The organism is Pseudomonas sp. HPB0071 (assembly GCF_000478505.2).
GTDB lineage: Bacteria > Pseudomonadota > Gammaproteobacteria > Pseudomonadales > Pseudomonadaceae > Chryseomonas > Chryseomonas luteola.
In genome coordinates this window covers 3,527,122-3,547,522 of the sequence record NZ_KI517367.1, presented here as the reverse complement: position 1 = coordinate 3,547,522, position 20,401 = coordinate 3,527,122, and the positions used below count along the sequence as shown (strand labels likewise).

Genomic DNA, 20,401 nt, shown 5'->3' with positions numbered 1-20,401 from the left:
TAGTCACTATGCTACCGGTCAGACAGGATAAAACCTACCCGAATACTCAGCTATTGGACCAGGCGTGAAAAAAAACGGTTCGGCCTTTATAGTGTTCAATTATTTTTAGCCTTAATTGACAGTCGAGCCCTATGTCCGAACCCCGGAAGATTCTTGTCACTAGCGCCCTCCCCTATGCCAACGGTTCGATTCACCTTGGCCATATGCTGGAGTACATCCAGACTGATATCTGGGTGCGCTATCAAAAACTGCGCGGCAATCAGTGCATCTATGTCTGTGCCGATGATGCCCATGGCTCCGCCATCATGCTGCGCGCCGAACGTGAAGGCGTTACGCCGCAACAGCTTATTGATGGTGTTCGTACCGAGCACATGGCGGATTTCGCCGATTTTCTTATTGATTTCGACAATTACTATTCGACGCACTCGGAAGAGAACCGTGCGCTGGCAAGCCAGATCTATCTGAAGCTACGGGATGCAGGCCACATTGCTACACGTGCAGTGACCCAGTACTTCGACCCGGACAAGAACATGTTCCTGGCTGACCGCTTCATCAAGGGCACCTGCCCTAAATGCGGCACCGAGGATCAATATGGTGATAACTGCGAAAAGTGTGGCGCTACCTATGAACCAACGGATCTGATCAATCCAAAGTCAGCCATCTCCGGCGCGACACCTGTTCTCAAGGAATCGCAACACTTTTTCTTCAAGCTACCTGACTTCGACGCCATGCTCAAAAGCTGGACGCGCGGCGGCGCCTTACAGGAGTCAGTAGCCAACAAGATTGCCGAATGGCTCGATGCCGGTCTGCAGGAGTGGGACATCAGCCGTGACGCGCCTTACTTCGGCTTCGAAATCCCTGATGCGCCTGGCAAGTATTTTTATGTCTGGCTGGACGCTCCAATTGGCTACATGGCCAGCTTCCAGAACCTGATCACTCATCGTCCGGAACTAGGCCTTGAGTTCGATGCGTTCTGGGGCAAGGACTCCACCGCAGAGCTCTATCACTTTATCGGCAAGGATATTGTCAACTTCCATGCCTTGTTCTGGCCAGCCATGCTGGAGGGTGCAGGCTACCGCAAGCCTACCGCCGTCAACGTTCATGGTTACGTTACGGTAAATGGGCAGAAAATGTCGAAGTCACGCGGTACGTTCGTCAAGGCACGTACCTACCTTGAGCATCTCTCGCCTGAATACCTGCGTTACTACTATGCCGCCAAGCTGGGGCGCGGTGTAGATGATCTGGACCTGAACCTTGAAGATTTTGTCCAGAAAGTCAATTCCGATCTGGTGGGCAAGGTTGTCAATATCGCCAGCCGCTGTGCTGGCTTCATTCACAAGGGTAATAACGGGCTCTTGATCGAGGCCAACCCGGCACCTGAACTCTGGCAGGCATTTCAGGCCGCGGCGCCCAGCATCGCCGAAGCCTATGAAGGTCGGGAGTTTGGGCGCGCCATGCGTGAAATCATGGCGCTGGCCGACCAGGCTAACGCCTGGATTGCTGAAAAAGCGCCTTGGGCACTGGCCAAGCAGGAAGGCAAACAGGATGAAGTCCAGGCAATCTGCGCATTGGGCATCAATCTCTTCCGTCAACTGGTCATCTTCCTCAAGCCCGTACTCCCCAAGCTCGCAGAGGCCGCCGAAACGTTCCTGAATATAGCTCCGCTGCGCTGGGAAGATCTTTCAACGGCATTGGCGAATCATCAGCTAAACCCGTTTGCACCCCTCATGACACGAATCGAATCTGCAAAAGTGACCGAGATGATCGAAGCATCAAAAGAAGACCTGACTGCCAGCACTACAGCGCCTCAGGCCTCCAATAATGGTGAACTGGCTAAGGAGCCTATTGCAGGAACCATCGACTTCGATGCCTTTTCCGCTGTAGATCTGCGAGTAGCACGTATCGTCAAGGCTGAAGCGGTAGCGGGAGCCGACAAGCTTCTGCAACTCACGTTGGATATTGGCGACGAACTGCGCAATGTGTTCTCTGGGATCAAGAGCGCCTATGACCCCGCTACGCTGGAAGGTCGCCTTACTCTGTACGTTGCCAATCTGGCTCCCCGTAAGATGCGCTTTGGTGTTTCCGAAGGCATGGTGCTGGCAGCCGGTCCTGGTGGGAAGGATATTTTTCTGTTAAGTCCAGACGCGGGTGCCTTGCCAGGGCAGCGAGTGAAGTAATCAAAACGGCCGCTATAAGCGGCCGTTTTTCTTATAAGTGGTTGAACAATAACGGCTAAATATTGCAAAGAGACTTGAAAACATAAGCTGTTAGTCGCCTAATAATAAAGCATCTCATTTGCAGGGAAGAGTAATGTTTAATTCCATATTGTCTGGCAAGCGCTGGCTTGGCCTTCTATCAGGCTTTTCTCTGGCTGCCATCATGTCGAGTGGTCTTCATGCTGAGACTATTACTGATATCGCTGGTCGCCAGGTAGAAATTCCTGCCAAGGTTGACCGTATCCTTCTGGGCGAAGGACGGATGCTTTATGCACTGGCTCTACTGGAAGGCGACAAGCCACTCGACCGTATTGTTGGCTGGCAAGGTGAACTCAGTACCGTAGACAAGCAGGGCTACGCGGCCTATCAGGCCAAGTATCCTCAAATCGACAGGATCCCGACTATTGGCAAAACGTCTGAAGCCAGTGTCAACGATGAAAAAGCGATCTCCCTGAAGCCTGATATTGCAATCTTCGGCATTGCTGGTCACGGCCCGGGCGTCAAGAATGAGCTGGTAGAGCAGCTAAAGGCTGCAGGTGTGCCGGTTGTTTTCATTGATTTCCGTCAGCACCCCATGCAAAACACCATTCCCAGCATGCGTGTACTTGGCAAGGCTGTGCATCGAGAAAAGCAGGCTGAAGATTACATCGCGTTCTATCAACGTCATCTGGATCGAATTCAGAAAACCGTCTCAACTATCCCTAGCGACAAACGTCCCAATGTCTTCATCGAAATGCTGGCAGGTATCTGGCCTGGCGCAGCGTGCTGCCATACGGCCGGTAAAGGCAACTTTGGCGAATTTATCGAAGCGGCTGGAGGCAACAACCTGGCCGCTCCCCTGCTGCCTGGCGTAATCGGCGACATCAATGCCGAGACCCTTCTGAGTGTTAACCCTGATATCTACATTGCAAGTGGCACTCGGGACATGAGCTCCACTGACAATGGCCTGAAGTCAGGCGCAGGCGTTACGGATGATGCCGCGGCCGCCAGCCTGCAAGGTCTGCTCAAGCGTCAGGAAATCGCGCCGCTCAGAGCTGTTCATGAAGGCCGTACGTACGGCATCTGGCATAATTTCTATAACTCGCCCTACAACATTTTGGCCATCGAGGCATTTGCCAAATGGTTCTACCCGGACGCGTTCAAGGACGTCGACCCCAAGCAAACGCTGGATGAGCTGAATAACCAGTTCCTTCCTGTCGATATCCGTGGCGCCTACTGGACGCAAGCCAAGAGTAATCCATGAACGCCAAGCAATCGATTGAGCATCCTGCCCTGGATGCCTCTCTCTCTAACGATTACCGCTCGCTCCTGAGTAAGCGACTCCTTATTCTGGCGATCTTCGTAATCGCGATTGGTTGTTCGTTATTACTGGACTTCACGCTCGGGCCGGCCGGCCTGAGCGTTAGTGATCTCTGGCAAACCCTAGTGCATCGCGAATCGGTCAGTCCTAGTCAGGCGGTTATTGTCTGGAATATTCGTCTCCCGCAAGCGCTCATGGCAGTTTGTGTCGGCGCAGCGTTAGGCCTTGCCGGCGCCGAAATGCAGACAATACTGAATAACCCTCTGGCCAGCCCTTTCACGCTAGGGCTTTCACACGCCGCCGCGTTCGGAGCGGCCCTGGCCATTGTGTTGAATCTGGGCATTCCGGGTGTACCCAGCGAGTGGCTTATCTCGATCAACGCCTTTGTGTTTGTTCTGGCAGCAACCCTTCTACTCGACGTTGTCGCACGGCTTCGTCAAGCCACAACCAGCGCCATTGTGCTGTTCGGTATTGCCTTGGGCTTTACCTTTCAGGCACTAGTATCGCTGGTTCAATTTGTTGCCAGTGAGGATACGCTTTCAGGACTGGTCTTCTGGACCATGGGAAGCCTTGCCCGAGCCACCTGGCTCAAGCTCGGCATTCTGGCGCTGGCACTTGCCATCGCACTTCCCTTGTCGCTTCGTCGGGCATGGCAGCTGACAGCGTTACGACTCGGTGAGGATCGTGCAGCCAGCTTTGGAATCAATGTCAAGCGCTTAAGGCTAGGCACCCTGCTGAGAGTTAGTATTCTCACCGCCCTGGCTGTGGCGTTTGTAGGCACCATCGGCTTCATTGGCTTGGTAGGCCCGCACATTTCTCGCCTGATCTTTGGCGAAGATCACCGGTTCTATCTACCTGCCAGCGCCTTGGCCGGTGCGTTGATTCTTTCACTTGCATCTGTTGCATCCAAGAACCTGCTCCCCGGCGTGCTGATACCGGTTGGAATCGTAACGGCTCTTGTGGGTATACCCTTTTTCCTCACGGTTGTCCTGCGTAACAAGGGAGGCCTGTAATGCACGCGTTATCCATGCAGGGGCTGAATGTTGGCTATGGCAAAAAAACGATCATTCAGGACCTTACCCTTGAAGGCATTACGCATGGCAAGGTAACCGCCTTGCTCGGTCCCAACGGAAGCGGTAAGTCAACTTTACTCAAGGCCATCGCTGGCCTGACGCCGGCCAAAGGCACCATCACACTGGACGAAGAGGCGCTTACCAGTCTGAGCTTTGCCAAACGCGCGGAGAAAGTGGTCTATCTTCCCCAGACATTGCCTGCCAGCGTCCATCTGCGTGTTTTCGAGTCGCTTCTGGTTGCACGCCGTGCCTCTGGGCAGCCGCATGCCAAAGACACTGAGGACGCGCTTACCCTGCTTAGGCGCCTTGAGATCGAACACCTGGGCATGCACTACCTTGACCAGCTCTCTGGTGGACAAAAACAGCTGGTAGGTCTGGCACAGGCCCTGATCCGCAGACCGACACTGCTTTTACTTGATGAGCCCCTGAGCGCACTTGATCTGAACTTCCAGTTTCATGTGATGGACGTGATAGCCCAGGAAACACGTCAGCGCGATATGGTTACCCTTATCGTGTTGCACGATATCAACATCGCCTTGAGACAAACCGACCATATTGTCATGCTCAAGAATGGACGCCTGGCGGCTCATGGCACTCCGCAGAGCGTGATCGATGCGGATAGTCTGGCAGAAGTTTATGGAGTTCGCGCACGGATTGAGTCTTGCTCCAAAGGGCGACCGCAAGTCCTGATCGATGGCCTCCATAGCGCCTCGTTGATCTAGCAGCCTGCCGCTGGCCAGCGGCAGGTGTTCATTCGCGGCCATATCCCGGATAATACGCCCCTGTCTGGCTATCCGCTTTATCTGCTGACCATGCTTGAATTTGTTTTTGGCGCCATGCGCACGTCACTGGATGTATGTGCATGAGCCTGATACATGCAATCGACGCGCTTTTACCGCAAACCCAGTGCGGTAAATGTGGCCATCCTGGCTGTCTCCCTTATGCCACTTCCATTGCGGCGGGCGAAGCCATTAACAAATGTCCTCCCGGTGGGGATGAAACCATTCATGATCTGGCCGTGCTGCTGGGCGTCGAGGCCACGCCTCTGGACTCACCCTACCTGCCCACACCTGCTCAGGTAGCGTTCATTCGTGAGGCAGAATGCATTGGCTGTACCAAATGCTTAAAGGCTTGCCCGGTGGATGCCATCGTAGGCGCAGCAAAGCTGATGCACACGGTCATAGCGGCTGAATGTACCGGATGTGAACTGTGCATTGCGCCTTGCCCTGTCGACTGTATCGATCTGAACCCGCTACCTGTACAACCTTCTCACGAACAGCAACGGCAGCAAGCGGCTCATTACCGCTTACGCTATGACGCACACAACGCACGTCTGGCGCGTGAAGAGCAGCGTAAACAGGCCGATCGAGATGCACGTCTGGCACGCTCTCAATTGTCGACAGAGGCGGTTCAAACTGCCACGTCAGTCGATCCTGTCCAGGCAGCAATATCGCGCATCAAAGCTCAGAAAGATCCATCCACTGATGCGGACGTAATACTTAAAAAACTCAAGATCAACGCCTCTACAGCCCAAATGGCGCTCAAGAAAGCTGAAAAGCAGCTGGCTCAGCGTGCCACACAACAATTGGAAGATCAGGTTAAATGGCTCAAGCAGGCCGCTGAAGCCGCCCAGCAAGCTCTGGATGAAGCGCTGAGTGGTAGCCGCCCTTCAAGCCAAGCCCAACCGATTGATGTTTCTGCTGAAATAAAGCGAGCCAAAATCAATGCTGCCATGGCACGAGCGCAACTCAGTAAAGCTGAGAAAGCATTCGGGCAACAGCCAACCCCGGAACAGCAAGAGCAGCTGAGCATGCTTCACGGTTCAGCTGCCGCTGCTGCACAAGCCCTGGCAAATCTTGAAGATCAGACGCCGTCCAAGACGCCGGACGCATTGAAACAGGCAAAGTTGGGTCTAGTAAGTGCCCGTGCCGCGTTTCTCTCGGCAGAGCGTAACGGTGCGCCTCAAGAGGAGCTTTCGCAACTGCGCCAAATGCTTCATCAGGCTGAGAACGCTTTGGACATGGCTGAAAAGGCTTCAGACAGACCTCTGCCGGAGCATACTCGGATACAGAAAAGCCCTGTCGACCCTCTAACGCGGACCCTTAAGACGCAGATTGCTTATGCCAAGGCAGAAGTAAAACGCCTTGAACGCGACAGGGACACTTCCGAGAATGTCTTGTTGGAAGTGCGTGGCCGATTGACCGAGCTTGAAAATAAACTGTCAGAGCATTTGGCATCGTAATAATACGTTAGCCCTTATACCGTGAAAGCCGAGCCACTATTCCCATGAATGCCGCCAAGCGCCTGGAAATCTTTCGTCGTCTCCACGAGGACAACCCTGATCCCAAGACCGAGCTGTCCTACACGACGCCTTTTGAATTACTGATTGCCGTAATGCTATCGGCACAAGCCACCGATAAAGGGGTCAACAAGGCAACCGCAAAGTTGTTCCCAGTGGCCAACACTCCGGAAAGCCTGTATGCCCTTGGTGTGGATGGGCTTTCTGCATACATCAATACGATCAATTTCTATAACACGAAAGCCAAGAACGTTATCGAGACCTGCCGTATTTTGATCGAGCAGCACAACGGTGAAGTCCCACAGACACGTGAGGCACTGGAAGCCCTTCCTGGCGTAGGTCGTAAAACTGCAAATGTCATTTTAAATACAGCGTTTCGGCAGTTTGCAATGGCCGTTGATACGCATATTTTCCGTGTCAGCAACCGGACCAATCTTGCTCCAGGAAAAAATGTGGTTGAGGTGGAGCAAAAGCTTCTCAAGGTGGTTCCGAAGGAATATCTGCTAGATGCACACCACTGGTTGATTCTGCATGGGCGCTACGTGTGTCAGGCGCGAAAACCCCGCTGTGGGAGCTGTCGCATTGAGGACCTGTGCGAATACAAAGCCAAGACATCGGATAATTGATAAGTACCGTAACTTTCAAGCTGATCGATTAAAAAAATCTTTTTTACGACTCATCACTTTGTCGCTATAAGGTGCGCCAAAAGGGCTGTGTAGTCCTCTCAAACTGCACCCGCTCCTTGACCACCTCATGCTAGGAGTTTTCTCATGGCGAGCGAGAAAAGTGATATCGAACTTGATGATGACTTCGTAGAAACCGAGGGTGACGTTGAGGCTGCTGATGTGCCTGTCAGCAAAACCAACCTTACCAAGCGCCGCTTGATAGACAATATGCTTGAAGAGCGTCGCTTGAAGCGTCAGATCTCGGAATACGATTTCGATCTGTAAATAAAAAAAGCCCGGTTGGGCTTTTTTTATTAGCGTTTAAGAGCGAGAGCCCCTCCAGACGGAAGGGCTGCCCAGGTATTGATCCGGGGCAAGATCACTCAAAACAATTTGCGTCCGCTATTAGCGGCGATACGCATACGCAATGCATTGAGCTTGATGAAACCTGCTGCATCAGCCTGGTCGTAAGCACCACCGTCTTCTTCAAACGTAGCGATATTCGCATCAAACAGGGAGTCGTCAGATTTACGACCAACGACAATTACGTTGCCTTTATACAACTTCAGACGTACGACCCCGTTTACGTTGGACTGGGAAGCATCGATCATCTGCTGGAGCATCAGGCGTTCGGGACTCCACCAATAGCCGGTATAGATCAGGCTCGCATAGCGAGGCATGAGCTCATCCTTGAGGTGGGCGACTTCACGATCCAGGGTAATGGACTCGATAGCTCGGTGGGCCTTGAGCATAATGGTGCCGCCAGGCGTTTCATAGCAGCCACGCGACTTCATTCCCACGTAACGGTTCTCAACGATATCCAGACGGCCAATACCGTTTTCGCCACCGATGCGATTGAGCTCAGCCAGCACATGGGCAGGCGTCATGTCCTTGCCATCGATAGCCACGATATCACCAGCACGGTAAGTCAATTCGATATACGTCGGCTGATCCGGAGCAGCCTCTGGCGACTTGGTCCAGCGCCACATGTCCTCCTCATGCTCAGTCCATGTGTCTTCCAGCACACCACCTTCATAAGAGATGTGTAGGAGGTTAGCATCCATGGAATAAGGCGATTTTTTCTTGCCGTGACGCTCGATCGGGATATTGTGCTTTTCTGCATAATCCATGAGCTTTTCGCGGGACAACAAATCCCACTCACGCCAGGGTGCAATAACTTTTACGCCAGGCTTGAGCGCATAGGCTCCCAGTTCGAAGCGTACCTGATCATTGCCCTTGCCGGTTGCACCGTGGGAGATGGCATCAGCGCCCGTTTCGTTGGCAATTTCGATCAATCGCTTGGCGATAAGCGGACGAGCAATGGAAGTACCTAGCAGGTATTCGCCTTCGTATACCGTATTCGCCCGGAACATCGGATAAACGAAATCACGAACGAATTCTTCACGCAGGTCTTCGATGAAGATTTCCTTGACGCCTAAAGCCTTGGCTTTAGCGCGAGCGGGCTCCACTTCTTCCCCTTGGCCAAGGTCCGCTGTAAATGTTACGACTTCACAGTTATAGGTATCCTGCAGCCACTTGAGGATCACCGAAGTATCCAGGCCGCCCGAATACGCCAGGACTACCTTCTTGACGTCCGTCATGCCACTCGCTCCCACGCATTGCTTAGAAAGAAGATGATTCTACTTGCCAAGCGGAGCTATTTATAGAGGCGCGACACAAGAAGTTGCCTAGGCGACACCCGGTACGCTATTAACTGCTTGGCTTACCACCTTGCGAAGCTGTAGCTGGAACGGCCGCCGGCGCGTCGGCTGGCGCTGCCGTAGAAGACTCTGGCTTGGAGTCAGAGGCTACAGGCTCACGGGTAAACACCATCGACACCCTTCTGTTCTTGGCTCGATTTGCCTTGCTGTTATTGGCGACCAAAGGATACTGCTCTCCAAAAAAGCGAATTTCCATTTGCTCCTCAGGAACGCCGCTGGCTTTCAGATACTGCATGACAGCCATTGCACGCAGCCGCGATTCCTGGCGGTTATCGAGTCGATTACCGGAATTATCGGTAAAGCCAGAAATCACTACATGGTTTACAGTGGGATCGGCTTTGAGATACTGAAGAATGATGTCCAGCTTGTTACGTGCCACTTCATCCAGATCACTTCCCCCCTTGGGAAAGCCAACCAGGGAGTGACGAATTTGATCAAAGTTGACTGGCAGAAGCTTGGCAGCACACAGCTGGAAATCCTGATACGCCGACTCAAACCTCGCGGGTAGAATACGAACCTCAAGCGGGTCGCCATTACGGCTACGCGATTTGATCAATGGACTGCGACCTTCCATCAATCCGGTCAGCAGGCGCCGCCCCTGACTCTCGCTCGTATTGAGCGGAGTATTGCCACTTTGAATTCTGATTGAACCCAGCGACTCATCACCTCGTCCCGGCTGCCATGGCGTAGCGGCAGCCAGCAGCGTCGCAGAGCCTTGGGAAAGCCAGTTTTCAGATGTTTTGAGCCTGAAAGTAGGTTGCTCTCCGGCACGACGAACAAACTCACCCGTACCAAAGCGGGGAACATCCTGAGAAAGCCGGCATTCAAACTGATCGCCCTCCACTTTCCATCCCGCTTTTTCAATGCGGTCCTGGAATGTGATGCCCATTGCCGGCAGGCTGGCCAGGAGCAGTAGAAGGGTCAAGTAACGAAGGCGCACAGGGAGGCTCCGAATCCAATAGAAGAATCTTACCCTTGTGATATCGGTTCATTACCCAGAAAACTTGAATACAATCAGCACTTGGATAGTACGCCAACGCTACGCAGGCGGCATTGCTTTAGAACAACTCTGCCTGTTTCACCCAATGGATCAGCTATTCTGAAATACTTCTAGGCTGGGCGGCGTGCCCGAGTCCGCCTTTTCCGGTAGCATTCTCTCCACATTTGTTCGCCTGGAAATCAGCATGTCCGACCGGATAACGCTTCGCCGTCCCGATGACTGGCATATACACCTCCGTGATGGTGCGGCCTTGAGCCAAACCGTAGCCGATGTTGCTCGCACCTTTGCCCGTGCCATCATCATGCCCAACCTGGTACCACCTGTACGCAATGCGGAACAAGCCGCGGCTTATCGCGAGCGTATTCTGGCTGCCCGCCCCGCCGCCAACCGCTTCGAACCGCTGATGGTACTGTACCTGACTGACCGCACCACACCAGACGAAATCCGTGCTGCCAAGGCGAGCGGCTTCGTACATGCCGTCAAGCTCTACCCTGCTGGCGCCACAACAAATTCCGACTCAGGGGTCACCTCGCTGGACAATATCTTTCCGGTATTGGAAACGATGGCCGAGGTAGGACTGCCGCTGCTGGTACATGGCGAAGTTACACGCTCAGAAGTCGACATTTTCGACCGTGAAAAGTGCTTTATCGACGAGCAGCTTAGCGTCATCGTTAGACGCTTCCCCGCGCTTCGGGTCGTGCTTGAACACATCACGACAGGCGATGCAGCACAATTTGTACGTGATGCGTCGGCAAACGTAGCCGCCACCATCACCGCTCATCATCTGCTCTATAATCGTAATCACATGCTGGTTGGCGGCATCCGCCCGCACTTTTTTTGTCTACCTATCCTCAAACGCAACACGCATCAGGAAGCGCTACTGGATGCCGCTGTCAGCGGAAGTCCAAAGTTCTTTCTGGGTACGGACTCAGCACCACACCCCAAACACGCCAAGGAGTCTGCATGCGGCTGCGCTGGCTGCTATACCGCCTATGCAGCACTTGAACTGTATGCCGAAGCCTTCGAAGGCCGCGACGCGCTGGATAAATTAGAGGGCTTCGCCAGCCTGTTTGGCGCCGACTTTTATGGCCTTCCGCATAATACCGATACCGTAACGCTGGTGCGTGAAGAGTGGAAAGCACCTAGCTCCCTGCCTTTTGGCGATTTTGAAGTTGTGCCGCTGCGTGCCGGAGAAACGTTGCGTTGGCGTCTGGAGACCTCTGCATGAGTGATGATGAAGAACTGTTCGCGGAAGAAATGGAAAACACCGCGCCAATGTCCGACTCGCGTATTCCAATGGCCCGACGCTTTCGTGGCTATTTACCTGTAGTCGTGGACGTGGAAACCGGTGGCTTCAATGCGTCCACCGATGCGCTATTGGAAATAGCCGCTACTATCATTGGGATGGATGAGAAAGGTTTTCTCTTCCCTGAGCACACCCATTTCTTTCGGGTCGAGCCGTTCGAAGGGGCCAATGTAGAACCTGCCGCGCTCGAGTTTACTGGCATCAAGCTTGATCACCCGCTGAGAATGGCCGTCAAGGAAGAACATGCCCTTACGGAAATCTTCCGTGGGGTGCGGAAATCTTTGAAAGCCAACGGTTGCAAGCGAGCCATTTTGGTAGGTCATAACAGTAGCTTTGATCTTGCGTTTCTCAACGCTGCGGTCTTGCGCTGTGGTATCAAACGAAACCCCTTTCACCCCTTCTCAAGCTTTGACACGGCTACATTAGCCGGACTGGCTTATGGGCAAACGGTACTAGCCAAAGCCTGCCAAAGCGCTGGAATCGAGTTTGATAATAGGGAAGCGCACTCTGCCCGTTATGACACGGAAAAAACGGCCGATCTGTTCTGCGGTATCGTCAATCGCTGGCGTGAGCTGGGCGGCTGGATGGACCCTGAATAAACCTTTGCCGAGCGGACATCGTGCCGCTCGGCAGGTTAATAACATTCCCTCCTATAACGCTTTGACAATCATTCTCACTACGATTAGTCTGCCGATATCTCTTTTCAGCCATAGACGAATCGCCATGTACGTATGTTTGTGCCGAGGTGTCACCGATAAGCAAATCCGTGAAGCTATCTACGAAGGATGCTGCAGCTATCGGGAAGTAAGGGAATGCACAGGAGTAGGTACTCAATGCGGTAAATGTGCCTGCCTGGCTAAAACGGTTGTCAGAGAAACCCTTGGCGAGCTTCAGGCGGCTCAAAGTCAGGCCTACCCGGTCGGATTATCCCAAGCCTGATAAACAGATTTTTAAGGACCGGGCATTTGGCCCGGTTTTTTTATGTCTAAAAATCAGTAAGTTATGAATCAGTTGCGAAAGCGTGTTATTCACAGATGTTTTTCATAATCAATTCAATAACTTACGTTTGACAAGCTCTCGCTTCGCGCCCAGACTTGTATTACATAATCCTTGGGCGGAGCCGTCATGAAAGGCGACATTAAAGTCATTCAGCATCTCAACAAGATACTTGGAAACGAGCTTGTTGCCATCAATCAGTACTTCCTCCATTCGCGCATGTATAACGACTGGGGCCTGAAAAAACTTGGCCACCATGAATACCATGAGTCAATCGACGAGATGAAGCATGCGGATCGTCTGATTGAGCGAATCCTGTTTCTTGAAGGCCTTCCAAACCTTCAGGATCTTGGCAAGTTGATGATTGGTGAAAATACCAAGGAAATGCTTGAGTGTGACCTTCGCCTGGAAATCGCAGCGGTTGCCGACCTACGAGATGCAATTGTGTACTGTGAAAGTGTTCGAGACTATGTAAGTCGCGACATGCTCAAAGACATCCTGGAGTCTGAAGAGGAGCATATCGATTGGCTCGAAACTCAGTTGGGGCTGATCGACAAGGTAGGGATTGAGAACTACCTGCAATCCAATATGCATGACGAAGACTAAATCTTACAGGTCATAAAAAGCCCGCCTATTGGCGGGCTTTTTATGACCTGGCACTGCTGCGGGTCTTCGCATACTAGCGCGACATGACCTCATCAAACAGATTATGCATAGCCAGGAAGGCGCGTTTGGCAACAACCGGATTGTATTGCTGCTTGCCTGGATTATTGGCTTCCGGATCAGTAAAGGAATGGACAGCATTACCGTAACTGATAACTTGCCAATCGACATTGGCTGCGGTCATTTCTGCCTCGAAAGCAGAAATCTGTTCGCTAGGCACTAACGGATCAGCAGCCCCGTGCAGCACTAGAACGGGTGCTTTGATATTACGGGCATCTTCAGGATTTGGCGTATCCAGATTGGCATGGAAAGTGACAACAGCAGCCAATTCTGCACCTTCACGCGCCAACTCAAGCGCAGCACAGCCACCAAAGCAAAAGCCAATGGCAGCAATGTGTTTCGTGTCTATTGCAACAGTGCCCGCTTGAGCAACAAGCGCCTGATAAGCAGACTGCAGGCGCTTGCGTAGTAAAGCCCTATCATTACGAATCGGCATCATGGCTGCCAGCGCCTCATCTGCATTAGCAGGACGCACCTTCTGGCCATAAAAATCCACGATGAAATAAACCAGCCCATCTTCGCTGGCAAGGCGCTTGGCTAAATCAATAGCACCTTGCGATACGCCCATCCAGTTAGGCGAAAGCAGAACTGCTGGCCGCGTCCGGGGCTGATCAGCATCGTAGACCAGCTGCCCTTCGAACGGCTGTCCATCGATCTCATACTGGATTGCCTTAACCGTCATTTCGGCCATGGGTTACCTCTTCGTCGTTGGGTGTTAAAAGAAAGCCCGCCAGAAGCGGGCTTTATCAGCGCATCAGGCAGAAAGCTCTACCAGAAGCTTATTGAGACGGCGCACGTACGCAGCCGGATCCTTGAGACTATCACCTGCAGCGAGAGCTGCCTGATCGAACAAGACATGAGCCAAATCTACGAAGCGGTCTTCGTCCTGCTCCGTGTCCAATTTTTCGATCAAAGGATGCTGTGGATTGATTTCAAAAATCGGCTTGGATTCAGGGGCCTTCTGGCCGCTCGCTTCAAGGATGCGACGCATCTGCAGACCCAGGTCCTGTTCGCCGATTGCCAGAATAGCCGGTGAGTCTGTCAGGCGATGAGAAACCCGCACTTCGCTGACCTCGTTATCCAGTGCCTTCTTGATGCGACCAACAAGATCTTCTTTGGCCTTGGCTATTTCTTCCTGAGCTTTCTTGTCTTCTTCGGAATCAAGCTTGCCCAAGTCCAGATCGCCACGAGCAACATCAACGAACGACTTACCATCGAACTCCGTCAGGTAGCTCATCAGCCACTCATCGATGCGATCCGTTAGCAGAAGGACTTCGATACCCTTCTTACGGAAAACTTCCAGGTGTGGACTGCTCTTCACCTGATTGTAGCTTTCGCCTGTCAGGTAGTAGATCTTGTCTTGCCCTTCCTTCATGCGACCAATGTAGTCAGCGAGCGCAACGTCCTGTTCACCCGCATCTCCATGAGTCGATGCAAAACGCAGCAAGCCGGCAATCTTTTCACGATTGGCAAAGTCCTCCGCCGGCCCTTCTTTCAGAACCTGTCCAAAAGCACTCCAGAACTGCTTGTATTGCTCCGGCTCGTTTTTGGCCAGCTTTTCCAACATATCCAGGACCCGCTTGGTCAACGCCGACTTCATGGAGTCGATGACCGGATCCTTTTGAAGAATCTCACGAGAGACGTTAAGCGAGAGATCGTTGGAATCCACCACACCCTTGATGAAGCGCAGGTAAAGGGGCAGGAACTCGTCAGCCTGATCCATAATGAATACACGCTGCACATATAGCTTCAATCCACGCGGCGCTTCACGCTGGTACAGATCAAAGGGCGCGCGTGCAGGTACATAAAGCAGCGAGGTGTATTCAAGTTTGCCCTCTACCTTATTGTGACTCCAGGTCAGAGGGTTCTCGAAATCATGGGAGACGTGCTTGTAAAACTCCTGGTATTCCTCATCCTTGACTTCAGTACGCGGCCGTGTCCACAACGCGCTGGCCCGATTGACCGTTTCCCACTCCTGCTCTGAGGGTGCGTCCTCTCCGTGATGCTCTTTTGGCAACTCGATCGGCAGTGCAATGTGATCAGAATACTTCTTGATGATATTACGCAGACGCCAGCCGTCAGCGAACTCTTCTTCGCCTGTTTTCAGATGCAGAACGATGCGAGTACCACGCTCAGGTTTTTCGATGGTTTCAACATCGAACTCGCCTTCGCCTTTCGAACTCCAGTGGACCCCTTCCGCAGCAGGCTGTCCAGCACGGCGTGTAAAGACATCCACTTTGTCCGCTACGATAAAGGCACTATAAAAACCGACCCCAAACTGGCCGATCAAGTGGGAGTCCTTGCGCTGGTCGCCCGACAGGTTCTTAAGGAAATCAGCGGTGCCTGATTTGGCAATAGTTCCCAGATGCGTAACGACATCCTCACGGCTCATGCCGATGCCGTTGTCCTCTATCGTGACAGTGCGTGCATCCTTGTCGTAGCTGATACGGATCTTGAGCGCGTCGCCGCCCTCAAGCAGCTCCGGCTTGGCCAGGGCCTCAAAGCGGAGCTTGTCCGCCGCATCGGAGGCGTTGGAAACCAACTCCCGAAGAAAAATTTCCTTGTTGGAATACAGAGAATGAATCATGAGATGAAGCAGCTGCTTCACTTCAGTCTGAAAACCTAATGTTTCTTTCTGAGTCTCCACACTCATGGTTACGAACTCCACAGATGACGGTTGAGCCGCGATAGCGGTGATGGACGCAAAATGGGGGCAAGTCCTTATTTTTCAACCCAAAACGGATTACAGGTCTCATATCCGGGCCATTTAATCAAATGTCAGGAACTACCTGGCCATGATTGCTGCCAATAGGTCTGGCAGCCGTACCTGTTAGGCTCGCATACCGCCATAGACGCTAAGAAGGTCTACGCGGAACTTCGCTGTATACGTATGCTCGAAGTGCTGCCGTGAATTAAACAAGGAGAAGACCATGCAAAAACCTTTCGCTTACGCCCTGCTGCTTGCTGCAGCCCTTGGCTTAGCTGCCTGTGACAAGCCTTCCGAAGAAAAGGCACAAGACGCACAGCAATCCGAGCAGAAAGCTCAAGAACACATGAATGAAGCAGCCAAGGAAAGCAATCAGGCTGCTCAAGAGCGTACTGAAGCCGCCCAAGAGCAAGCTAAAGAAGCTCAGGATACCGGCACCAATACTTCTCCTCAGGGAAATCCGGATCAGCCTCTGCAAGGCGGCGATCCGAACACCAAGCAGCAGTAAGCTTGTAATAAAAAGCCCGCTATTGCGGGCTTTTTTATTACCGGGAAAAAGCTCTTATGAAGCTCGAACGGCGTGTGGCTGGCCTTGCTGTCTATCCCAGAGCGTAGCCAATACACCCACTACAACCGATGGAATGAGCCACGCCAGCCCTTGATCTACCAGCGGAAGCTTGGCTTCCAGCCATGTAATCCAGCTGGCATCAAAACCTGCCGCCTTTATGCCATCTATAACGCCGAATAGAAACGCAACCAACATGACAGGGGCTACAACGCGCGAGGGTGAATGCCACAGTCTGGAGCAGAAGCTAAGCACAACCAAGACAATGCACGGCGGATAAATGGCCGTCAGCACGGGTACGGATATTTGAATCAGATGAGTCAAACCCAGATTCGAAACGAGTAGAGAAAAAAGTGCCAGTGCAACAACCAGAACTTTGTAAGGCAGATGCAGGGCTTCACTAAAGTATTCTGCACAGGCACAGGTCAATCCAACCGCAGTGACCAGACAGGCAAGCGAAATCAGACAGGCAAGGAAAATACTGCCAGGCTCACCAAACGTATGTTGTACATAGGCATGAAGTACCTCTGCCCCATTAGTGGCCGCTGGCACCAATGAATGGCTAGTAGAGCCCAGCTGGAACAGGCTGATGTAAACCAGAGCCAACCCAACACCTGCAATCAGTCCTGCAATAACAGCGTAGCGCGTAATCAGTGTTGCTGATTCTATGCCACGCGCCTTGATCGCATTTACAATGACGATGCCAAACACCAGAGCGCCCAACGTATCCATGGTCAGATAACCATTAATGAAACCTTGGGAAAACGCCTGTGCCTGATAAGCTTTAACGGACTCGCCCGTCCCGCCGGCAGGCCATAGGAATGCCGCCGCCCCCAGAATGGCAAGCGCCAGGATTTTCAACGGCGCCAGGAAACGGCCTACCGTATCCAACAACCGACCTGGATAAAGCGATACCAGCAATACAACACAGAAATAGACAAGGCTGTAGAGAAAGAGCGGTAGCGCCCCACCACCTGTAAGGGGCGCAAGCCCAACCTCGAATGAGACAGTTGCAGTACGTGGGGTGGCAAACAGCGGGCCGACTGATAAATAGCAAACCGCTGCCAAAAGGCCACCAGCTACCCGTCCGATTGGTGAGCTCAGCGCATTCATGGCGCCGCCTACACGAGCTAAGGCAACCACTGTTAGTACAGGCAAGCCTACCGCTGTAATAAGGAAGCCAATAGCCGCAGCCCAAACGTGGGGACCGGCTTGCAAGCCTACAATCGGAGGGAAAATGATGTTACCCGCGCCTACAAAGAGAGCGAAGGTCATAAAGCCAAGCGCCAGGATATCCTGGCCTTTCAGAGATTTCATTTAAGGGAATACCGGATTCAGACAGATTGATCGCGAAGGGTTCCCGTTGCTTATTAGGAACGACGCCCGCTTGGCTAAAGCGGACCACTAATGGCTACCCTACTCTTTTGGAGACGGTGGCTGTGAAGGGTGCACATCCTAACGAAATCTGCAGACAAAGGCAGCAAAAACGTCTTACACCCCGACTAAACGAGCCGAAATCAGGCCCTCTGTAGCAGTATTGTCGATCGATCAGCGATTTACAGAACTAAAAATTTATCAGCCCTATAAAAACAAAGGCCACCTTAAAGGTGGCCTTTGCATCAAGGTAAGGCTTACGCCTTCTTGACTTCCCAACCAGTCAGCTCGGCCAGGGCCTTGCCGATATCAGCCAGGGAACGTACGGTCTTGACGCCTGCGTCTTGCAGCGCAGCGAACTTCTCGTCAGCAGTACCTTTGCCGCCAGAGATGATTGCGCCCGCATGACCCATACGCTTGCCAGGAGGTGCAGTAACACCGGCAATGTAGGACACAACAGGCTTGGTCACATTGGCCTTGATGAAGGCTGCAGCCTCTTCTTCGGCAGAACCACCGATCTCACCGATCATGACGATCGCTTCGGTCTGGGGATCTTTCTGGAACAGCTTCAGAATATCGATGAAGTTGGAACCCGGAATCGGGTCACCGCCAATACCCACACATGTGGATTGGCCGAAACCTGCGTCAGTGGTTTGCTTGACCGCTTCGTACGTCAGCGTACCGGAACGGGAAACAATGCCGACCTTACCTGGCAAATGAATGTGACCAGGCATGATGCCGATCTTGCATTCGCCGGGTGTGATTACGCCTGGGCAGTTTGGACCAATCAGGCGTACGCCCAACTCATCGCACTTGACCTTGGCATCCAGCATATCCAGCGTAGGAATGCCTTCGGTGATGCAAACGATCAGCTTGATACCACCAAACGCGGCTTCAAGAATGGAGTCCTTACAGAAAGGAGCCGGAACATAGATGACCGAAGCCTCGGCGCCGGTCGCTTCTACTGCTTCCTTAACCGTATTGAATACGGGCAGACCCAGGTGAGTAGTACCACCCTTGCCTGGCGTTACACCGCCAACCATCTTGGTGCCGTAGGCGATAGCTTGCTCGGAGTGGAAAGTACCTTGGCTACCGGTAAAGCCCTGGCAGATAACTTTGGTGTCTTTATTAATCAGGACGCTCATTACTTACCCTCCGCGGCCTTGACGACCTGCTGGGCAGCGTCGGTCAGGCTAGTTGCCGCGATGATGTTCAGACCGCTTTCGGCCAGGACCTTGGCACCCAACTCAGCGTTGTTGCCTTCCAGGCGCACAACGACGGGAACCTTCACGCCGACTTCTTTCACTGCGCCGATGATGCCTTCAGCAATCATGTCGCAACGAACAATACCGCCGAAGATATTAACCAGTACGGCTTTAACATTGCTGTCGGACAGAATGATCTTGAACGCTTCGGTTACGCGTTCTTTGGTCGCGCCACCGCCTACGTCCAGGAAGTTGGCCGGCTTGCCGCCATGCAGGTTAACGATGTCCATGGTACCCATGGCCAGACCTGCACCATTAACCATGCAGCCAATGTTACCTTCAAGTGCAACGTAGTTCAGTTCCCACTTCTGCGCATGGGCTTCACGAGCATCATCCTGGGATGGATCATGCATTGCACGCAGCTTGGGCTGACGATACATGGCATTGCTGTCGATATTGATCTTGGCATCCAGGCAGTGAAGGTTGCCATCTTTCTTGATGACCAGCGGGTTCACTTCCAGCAGCGCCAGGTCATAATCCTGGAACAACTTAGCCAGACCAACAAAAATTTGGGTGAACTGCTTGATCTGGTTACCAGTCAGGCCTAGCTGAAAGGCCAGCTCACGGCCTTGATAAGGCTGAGCACCTACCAGAGGATCAACAGTTGCCTTCAGAATTTTCTCAGGCGTGTCGTGCGCAACTTTTTCGATGTCCACCCCACCTTCGGTGGAGGCCATGAAAACGATACGGCGGCTGGAGCGGTCAACGACCGCACCGAGGTACAGTTCCTTGTCGATGTCCGTGCAGGACTCAACCAGGATCTTGCTAACCGGCTGACCATTAGCATCAGTCTGGTAGGTCACCAGATTTTTGCCTAGCCAGTTTTGAGCAAACGCCTTGGCGTCTTCACGGCTCTTGACCAGCTTCACACCGCCGGCTTTACCACGGCCACCCGCATGAACTTGTGCTTTAACAACCCACTCGCTGCCGCCGATTTTGTCGCAGGCTTCCGCCGCTTCTTCCGGGGTGTCTACAGCGAAGCCCTTGGATACAGGCAGGCCGTACTCAGCGAACAGCTGCTTACCCTGATACTCGTGGAGATTCATGCTTATCTACCGTCTTCGTTAGGTATTGCGCATTTTCGGCGCTGCGCTCACTGGCGCCGCGCCACCTGTAACTGCCCTCTGGCAGTCCGGTGAGCGTTCCTGCGGCCCTCCCCTGGAGTAGCGGCGGGCTGCTCACCGTTGGTCT

The 20,401-nt window shown here is 52.9% G+C and carries 19 protein-coding genes; 12 read left to right on the top strand and 7 right to left on the bottom strand.

Annotated features, from left to right (window positions below):
- The first annotated feature begins 131 nt into the window (after positions 1 to 131).
- The 7 genes from metG (at position 132) to HMPREF1487_RS16485 (ending at position 7,838) form a co-directional block, all read left to right on the top strand.
- The gene (metG, locus tag HMPREF1487_RS16515; protein WP_010797825.1) at positions 132 to 2,177 is read left to right on the top strand and encodes a methionine--tRNA ligase; all 2,046 of its coding nucleotides are present in this window, start codon (positions 132 to 134) and stop codon (positions 2,175 to 2,177) included.
- A gap of 133 nt (positions 2,178 to 2,310) precedes the next feature.
- Positions 2,311 to 3,459: an ABC transporter substrate-binding protein gene (locus HMPREF1487_RS16510; RefSeq protein WP_010797824.1), complete on the top strand. Its 1,149-nt coding sequence runs from the start codon at positions 2,311 to 2,313 to the stop codon at positions 3,457 to 3,459.
- Positions 3,456 to 4,529, top strand: a complete 1,074-nt coding sequence (locus HMPREF1487_RS16505) for a FecCD family ABC transporter permease (protein ID WP_010797823.1) — start codon at positions 3,456 to 3,458, stop codon at positions 4,527 to 4,529. The genes HMPREF1487_RS16510 and HMPREF1487_RS16505 overlap by 4 nt, the downstream gene beginning before the upstream one ends.
- The gene (locus tag HMPREF1487_RS16500) at positions 4,529 to 5,311 is read left to right on the top strand and encodes an ABC transporter ATP-binding protein (RefSeq protein WP_010797822.1); all 783 of its coding nucleotides are present in this window, start codon (positions 4,529 to 4,531) and stop codon (positions 5,309 to 5,311) included. Before HMPREF1487_RS16505 ends, HMPREF1487_RS16500 begins: the two co-directional genes overlap by 1 nt.
- Positions 5,312 to 5,451: 140 nt before the next feature.
- Positions 5,452 to 6,831: an RnfABCDGE type electron transport complex subunit B gene (locus HMPREF1487_RS16495; protein WP_010797821.1), complete on the top strand. Its 1,380-nt coding sequence runs from the start codon at positions 5,452 to 5,454 to the stop codon at positions 6,829 to 6,831.
- 44 nt (positions 6,832 to 6,875) lie between these two features.
- On the top strand, positions 6,876 to 7,514 hold the full coding sequence (gene nth / locus HMPREF1487_RS16490; RefSeq protein ID WP_010797820.1) for an endonuclease III: 639 nt from the start codon (positions 6,876 to 6,878) through the stop codon (positions 7,512 to 7,514).
- Between the two features lie 144 nt (positions 7,515 to 7,658).
- Entirely contained in the window at positions 7,659 to 7,838 is a 180-nt protein-coding gene (locus tag HMPREF1487_RS16485; protein ID WP_010797819.1) for a PA3496 family putative envelope integrity protein, read from the top strand.
- 98 nt (positions 7,839 to 7,936) lie between these two features.
- On the opposite strand, the gene HMPREF1487_RS16480 is transcribed toward HMPREF1487_RS16485, so the two are convergent.
- Together HMPREF1487_RS16480 and HMPREF1487_RS16475 are read right to left on the bottom strand one after the other, a co-directional pair.
- Positions 7,937 to 9,154, bottom strand: coding sequence for an argininosuccinate synthase (locus HMPREF1487_RS16480; protein WP_010797818.1), 1,218 nt, complete (start codon positions 9,152 to 9,154; stop codon positions 7,937 to 7,939).
- A gap of 109 nt (positions 9,155 to 9,263) precedes the next feature.
- On the bottom strand, positions 9,264 to 10,214 hold the full coding sequence (locus HMPREF1487_RS16475; protein ID WP_010797817.1) for a flagellar protein MotY: 951 nt from the start codon (positions 10,212 to 10,214) through the stop codon (positions 9,264 to 9,266).
- A 244-nt stretch (positions 10,215 to 10,458) separates the two neighbouring features.
- Between HMPREF1487_RS16475 and pyrC the strand changes: the two genes are divergently transcribed.
- The 4 genes from pyrC (at position 10,459) to bfr (ending at position 13,182) form a co-directional block, all read left to right on the top strand.
- Positions 10,459 to 11,502, top strand: a complete 1,044-nt coding sequence (gene pyrC, locus HMPREF1487_RS16470) for a dihydroorotase (protein WP_037030137.1) — start codon at positions 10,459 to 10,461, stop codon at positions 11,500 to 11,502.
- Positions 11,503 to 11,531: 29 nt separating this feature from the next.
- Complete coding sequence (gene rnt / locus HMPREF1487_RS16465; protein ID WP_371106384.1) at positions 11,532 to 12,179, top strand: ribonuclease T; 648 nt, start codon at positions 11,532 to 11,534, stop codon at positions 12,177 to 12,179.
- Positions 12,180 to 12,303: 124 nt separating this feature from the next.
- Entirely contained in the window at positions 12,304 to 12,519 is a 216-nt protein-coding gene (locus HMPREF1487_RS26835) for a bacterioferritin-associated ferredoxin (protein WP_084213909.1), read from the top strand.
- A 186-nt stretch (positions 12,520 to 12,705) separates the two neighbouring features.
- Positions 12,706 to 13,182 carry a bacterioferritin gene (bfr, locus tag HMPREF1487_RS16460; protein ID WP_010797814.1) on the top strand — a complete coding sequence of 159 codons (477 nt, stop codon included), beginning with the start codon at positions 12,706 to 12,708 and terminating at the stop codon, positions 13,180 to 13,182.
- A gap of 73 nt (positions 13,183 to 13,255) precedes the next feature.
- Here bfr and HMPREF1487_RS16455 read toward each other — a convergent pair whose 3' ends face one another.
- Together HMPREF1487_RS16455 and htpG are read right to left on the bottom strand one after the other, a co-directional pair.
- Positions 13,256 to 13,990, bottom strand: coding sequence for a dienelactone hydrolase family protein (locus HMPREF1487_RS16455; RefSeq protein WP_010797813.1), 735 nt, complete (start codon positions 13,988 to 13,990; stop codon positions 13,256 to 13,258).
- Positions 13,991 to 14,053: 63 nt separating this feature from the next.
- Complete coding sequence (gene htpG / locus HMPREF1487_RS16450; protein WP_010797812.1) at positions 14,054 to 15,952, bottom strand: molecular chaperone HtpG; 1,899 nt, start codon at positions 15,950 to 15,952, stop codon at positions 14,054 to 14,056.
- 277 nt (positions 15,953 to 16,229) lie between these two features.
- Here htpG and HMPREF1487_RS16445 point away from each other — a divergent pair, with 277 nt between their 5' ends.
- A complete protein-coding gene (locus HMPREF1487_RS16445) occupies positions 16,230 to 16,514 on the top strand; it encodes a hypothetical protein (RefSeq protein WP_010797811.1) in 285 nt (94 codons plus the stop codon).
- A 54-nt stretch (positions 16,515 to 16,568) separates the two neighbouring features.
- Here the strand turns inward: HMPREF1487_RS16445 and brnQ are convergent, their stop codons facing one another.
- The 3 genes from brnQ to sucC all read right to left on the bottom strand — a co-directional run bounded on the left by brnQ (position 16,569) and on the right by sucC (position 20,256).
- Positions 16,569 to 17,888 (bottom strand): branched-chain amino acid transport system II carrier protein, encoded by a 1,320-nt coding sequence (brnQ, locus tag HMPREF1487_RS16440; RefSeq protein ID WP_010797810.1) that lies wholly within the window; start codon positions 17,886 to 17,888, stop codon positions 16,569 to 16,571.
- A gap of 314 nt (positions 17,889 to 18,202) precedes the next feature.
- A complete protein-coding gene (gene sucD, locus HMPREF1487_RS16435) occupies positions 18,203 to 19,090 on the bottom strand; it encodes a succinate--CoA ligase subunit alpha (RefSeq protein ID WP_010797809.1) in 888 nt (295 codons plus the stop codon).
- A complete protein-coding gene (sucC, locus tag HMPREF1487_RS16430) occupies positions 19,090 to 20,256 on the bottom strand; it encodes an ADP-forming succinate--CoA ligase subunit beta (protein WP_010797808.1) in 1,167 nt (388 codons plus the stop codon). Before sucC ends, sucD begins: the two co-directional genes overlap by 1 nt.
- Positions 20,257 to 20,401 lie beyond the last annotated feature (145 nt).

Bases quoted from the DNA above. Each gene is read 5' to 3' on its own strand.
- metG (WP_010797825.1), top strand. From the start codon at position 132: ATGTCCGAACCCCGGAAGATTCTTGTCACTAGCGCCCTCCCCTATGCC.
- HMPREF1487_RS16510 (WP_010797824.1), top strand. From the start codon at position 2,311: ATGTTTAATTCCATATTGTCTGGCAAGCGCTGGCTTGGCCTTCTATCA.
- HMPREF1487_RS16505 (WP_010797823.1), top strand. From the start codon at position 3,456: ATGAACGCCAAGCAATCGATTGAGCATCCTGCCCTGGATGCCTCTCTC.
- HMPREF1487_RS16500 (WP_010797822.1), top strand. From the start codon at position 4,529: ATGCACGCGTTATCCATGCAGGGGCTGAATGTTGGCTATGGCAAAAAA.
- HMPREF1487_RS16495 (WP_010797821.1), top strand. From the start codon at position 5,452: ATGAGCCTGATACATGCAATCGACGCGCTTTTACCGCAAACCCAGTGC.
- nth (WP_010797820.1), top strand. From the start codon at position 6,876: ATGAATGCCGCCAAGCGCCTGGAAATCTTTCGTCGTCTCCACGAGGAC.
- HMPREF1487_RS16485 (WP_010797819.1), top strand. From the start codon at position 7,659: ATGGCGAGCGAGAAAAGTGATATCGAACTTGATGATGACTTCGTAGAA.
- HMPREF1487_RS16480 (WP_010797818.1), bottom strand. From the start codon at position 9,154: ATGACGGACGTCAAGAAGGTAGTCCTGGCGTATTCGGGCGGCCTGGAT.
- pyrC (WP_037030137.1), top strand. From the start codon at position 10,459: ATGTCCGACCGGATAACGCTTCGCCGTCCCGATGACTGGCATATACAC.
- rnt (WP_371106384.1), top strand. From the start codon at position 11,532: ATGGAAAACACCGCGCCAATGTCCGACTCGCGTATTCCAATGGCCCGA.
- HMPREF1487_RS26835 (WP_084213909.1), top strand. From the start codon at position 12,304: ATGTACGTATGTTTGTGCCGAGGTGTCACCGATAAGCAAATCCGTGAA.
- bfr (WP_010797814.1), top strand. From the start codon at position 12,706: ATGAAAGGCGACATTAAAGTCATTCAGCATCTCAACAAGATACTTGGA.
- HMPREF1487_RS16455 (WP_010797813.1), bottom strand. From the start codon at position 13,990: ATGGCCGAAATGACGGTTAAGGCAATCCAGTATGAGATCGATGGACAG.
- htpG (WP_010797812.1), bottom strand. From the start codon at position 15,952: ATGAGTGTGGAGACTCAGAAAGAAACATTAGGTTTTCAGACTGAAGTG.
- HMPREF1487_RS16445 (WP_010797811.1), top strand. From the start codon at position 16,230: ATGCAAAAACCTTTCGCTTACGCCCTGCTGCTTGCTGCAGCCCTTGGC.
- brnQ (WP_010797810.1), bottom strand. From the start codon at position 17,888: ATGAAATCTCTGAAAGGCCAGGATATCCTGGCGCTTGGCTTTATGACC.
- sucD (WP_010797809.1), bottom strand. From the start codon at position 19,090: ATGAGCGTCCTGATTAATAAAGACACCAAAGTTATCTGCCAGGGCTTT.
- sucC (WP_010797808.1), bottom strand. From the start codon at position 20,256: ATGAATCTCCACGAGTATCAGGGTAAGCAGCTGTTCGCTGAGTACGGC.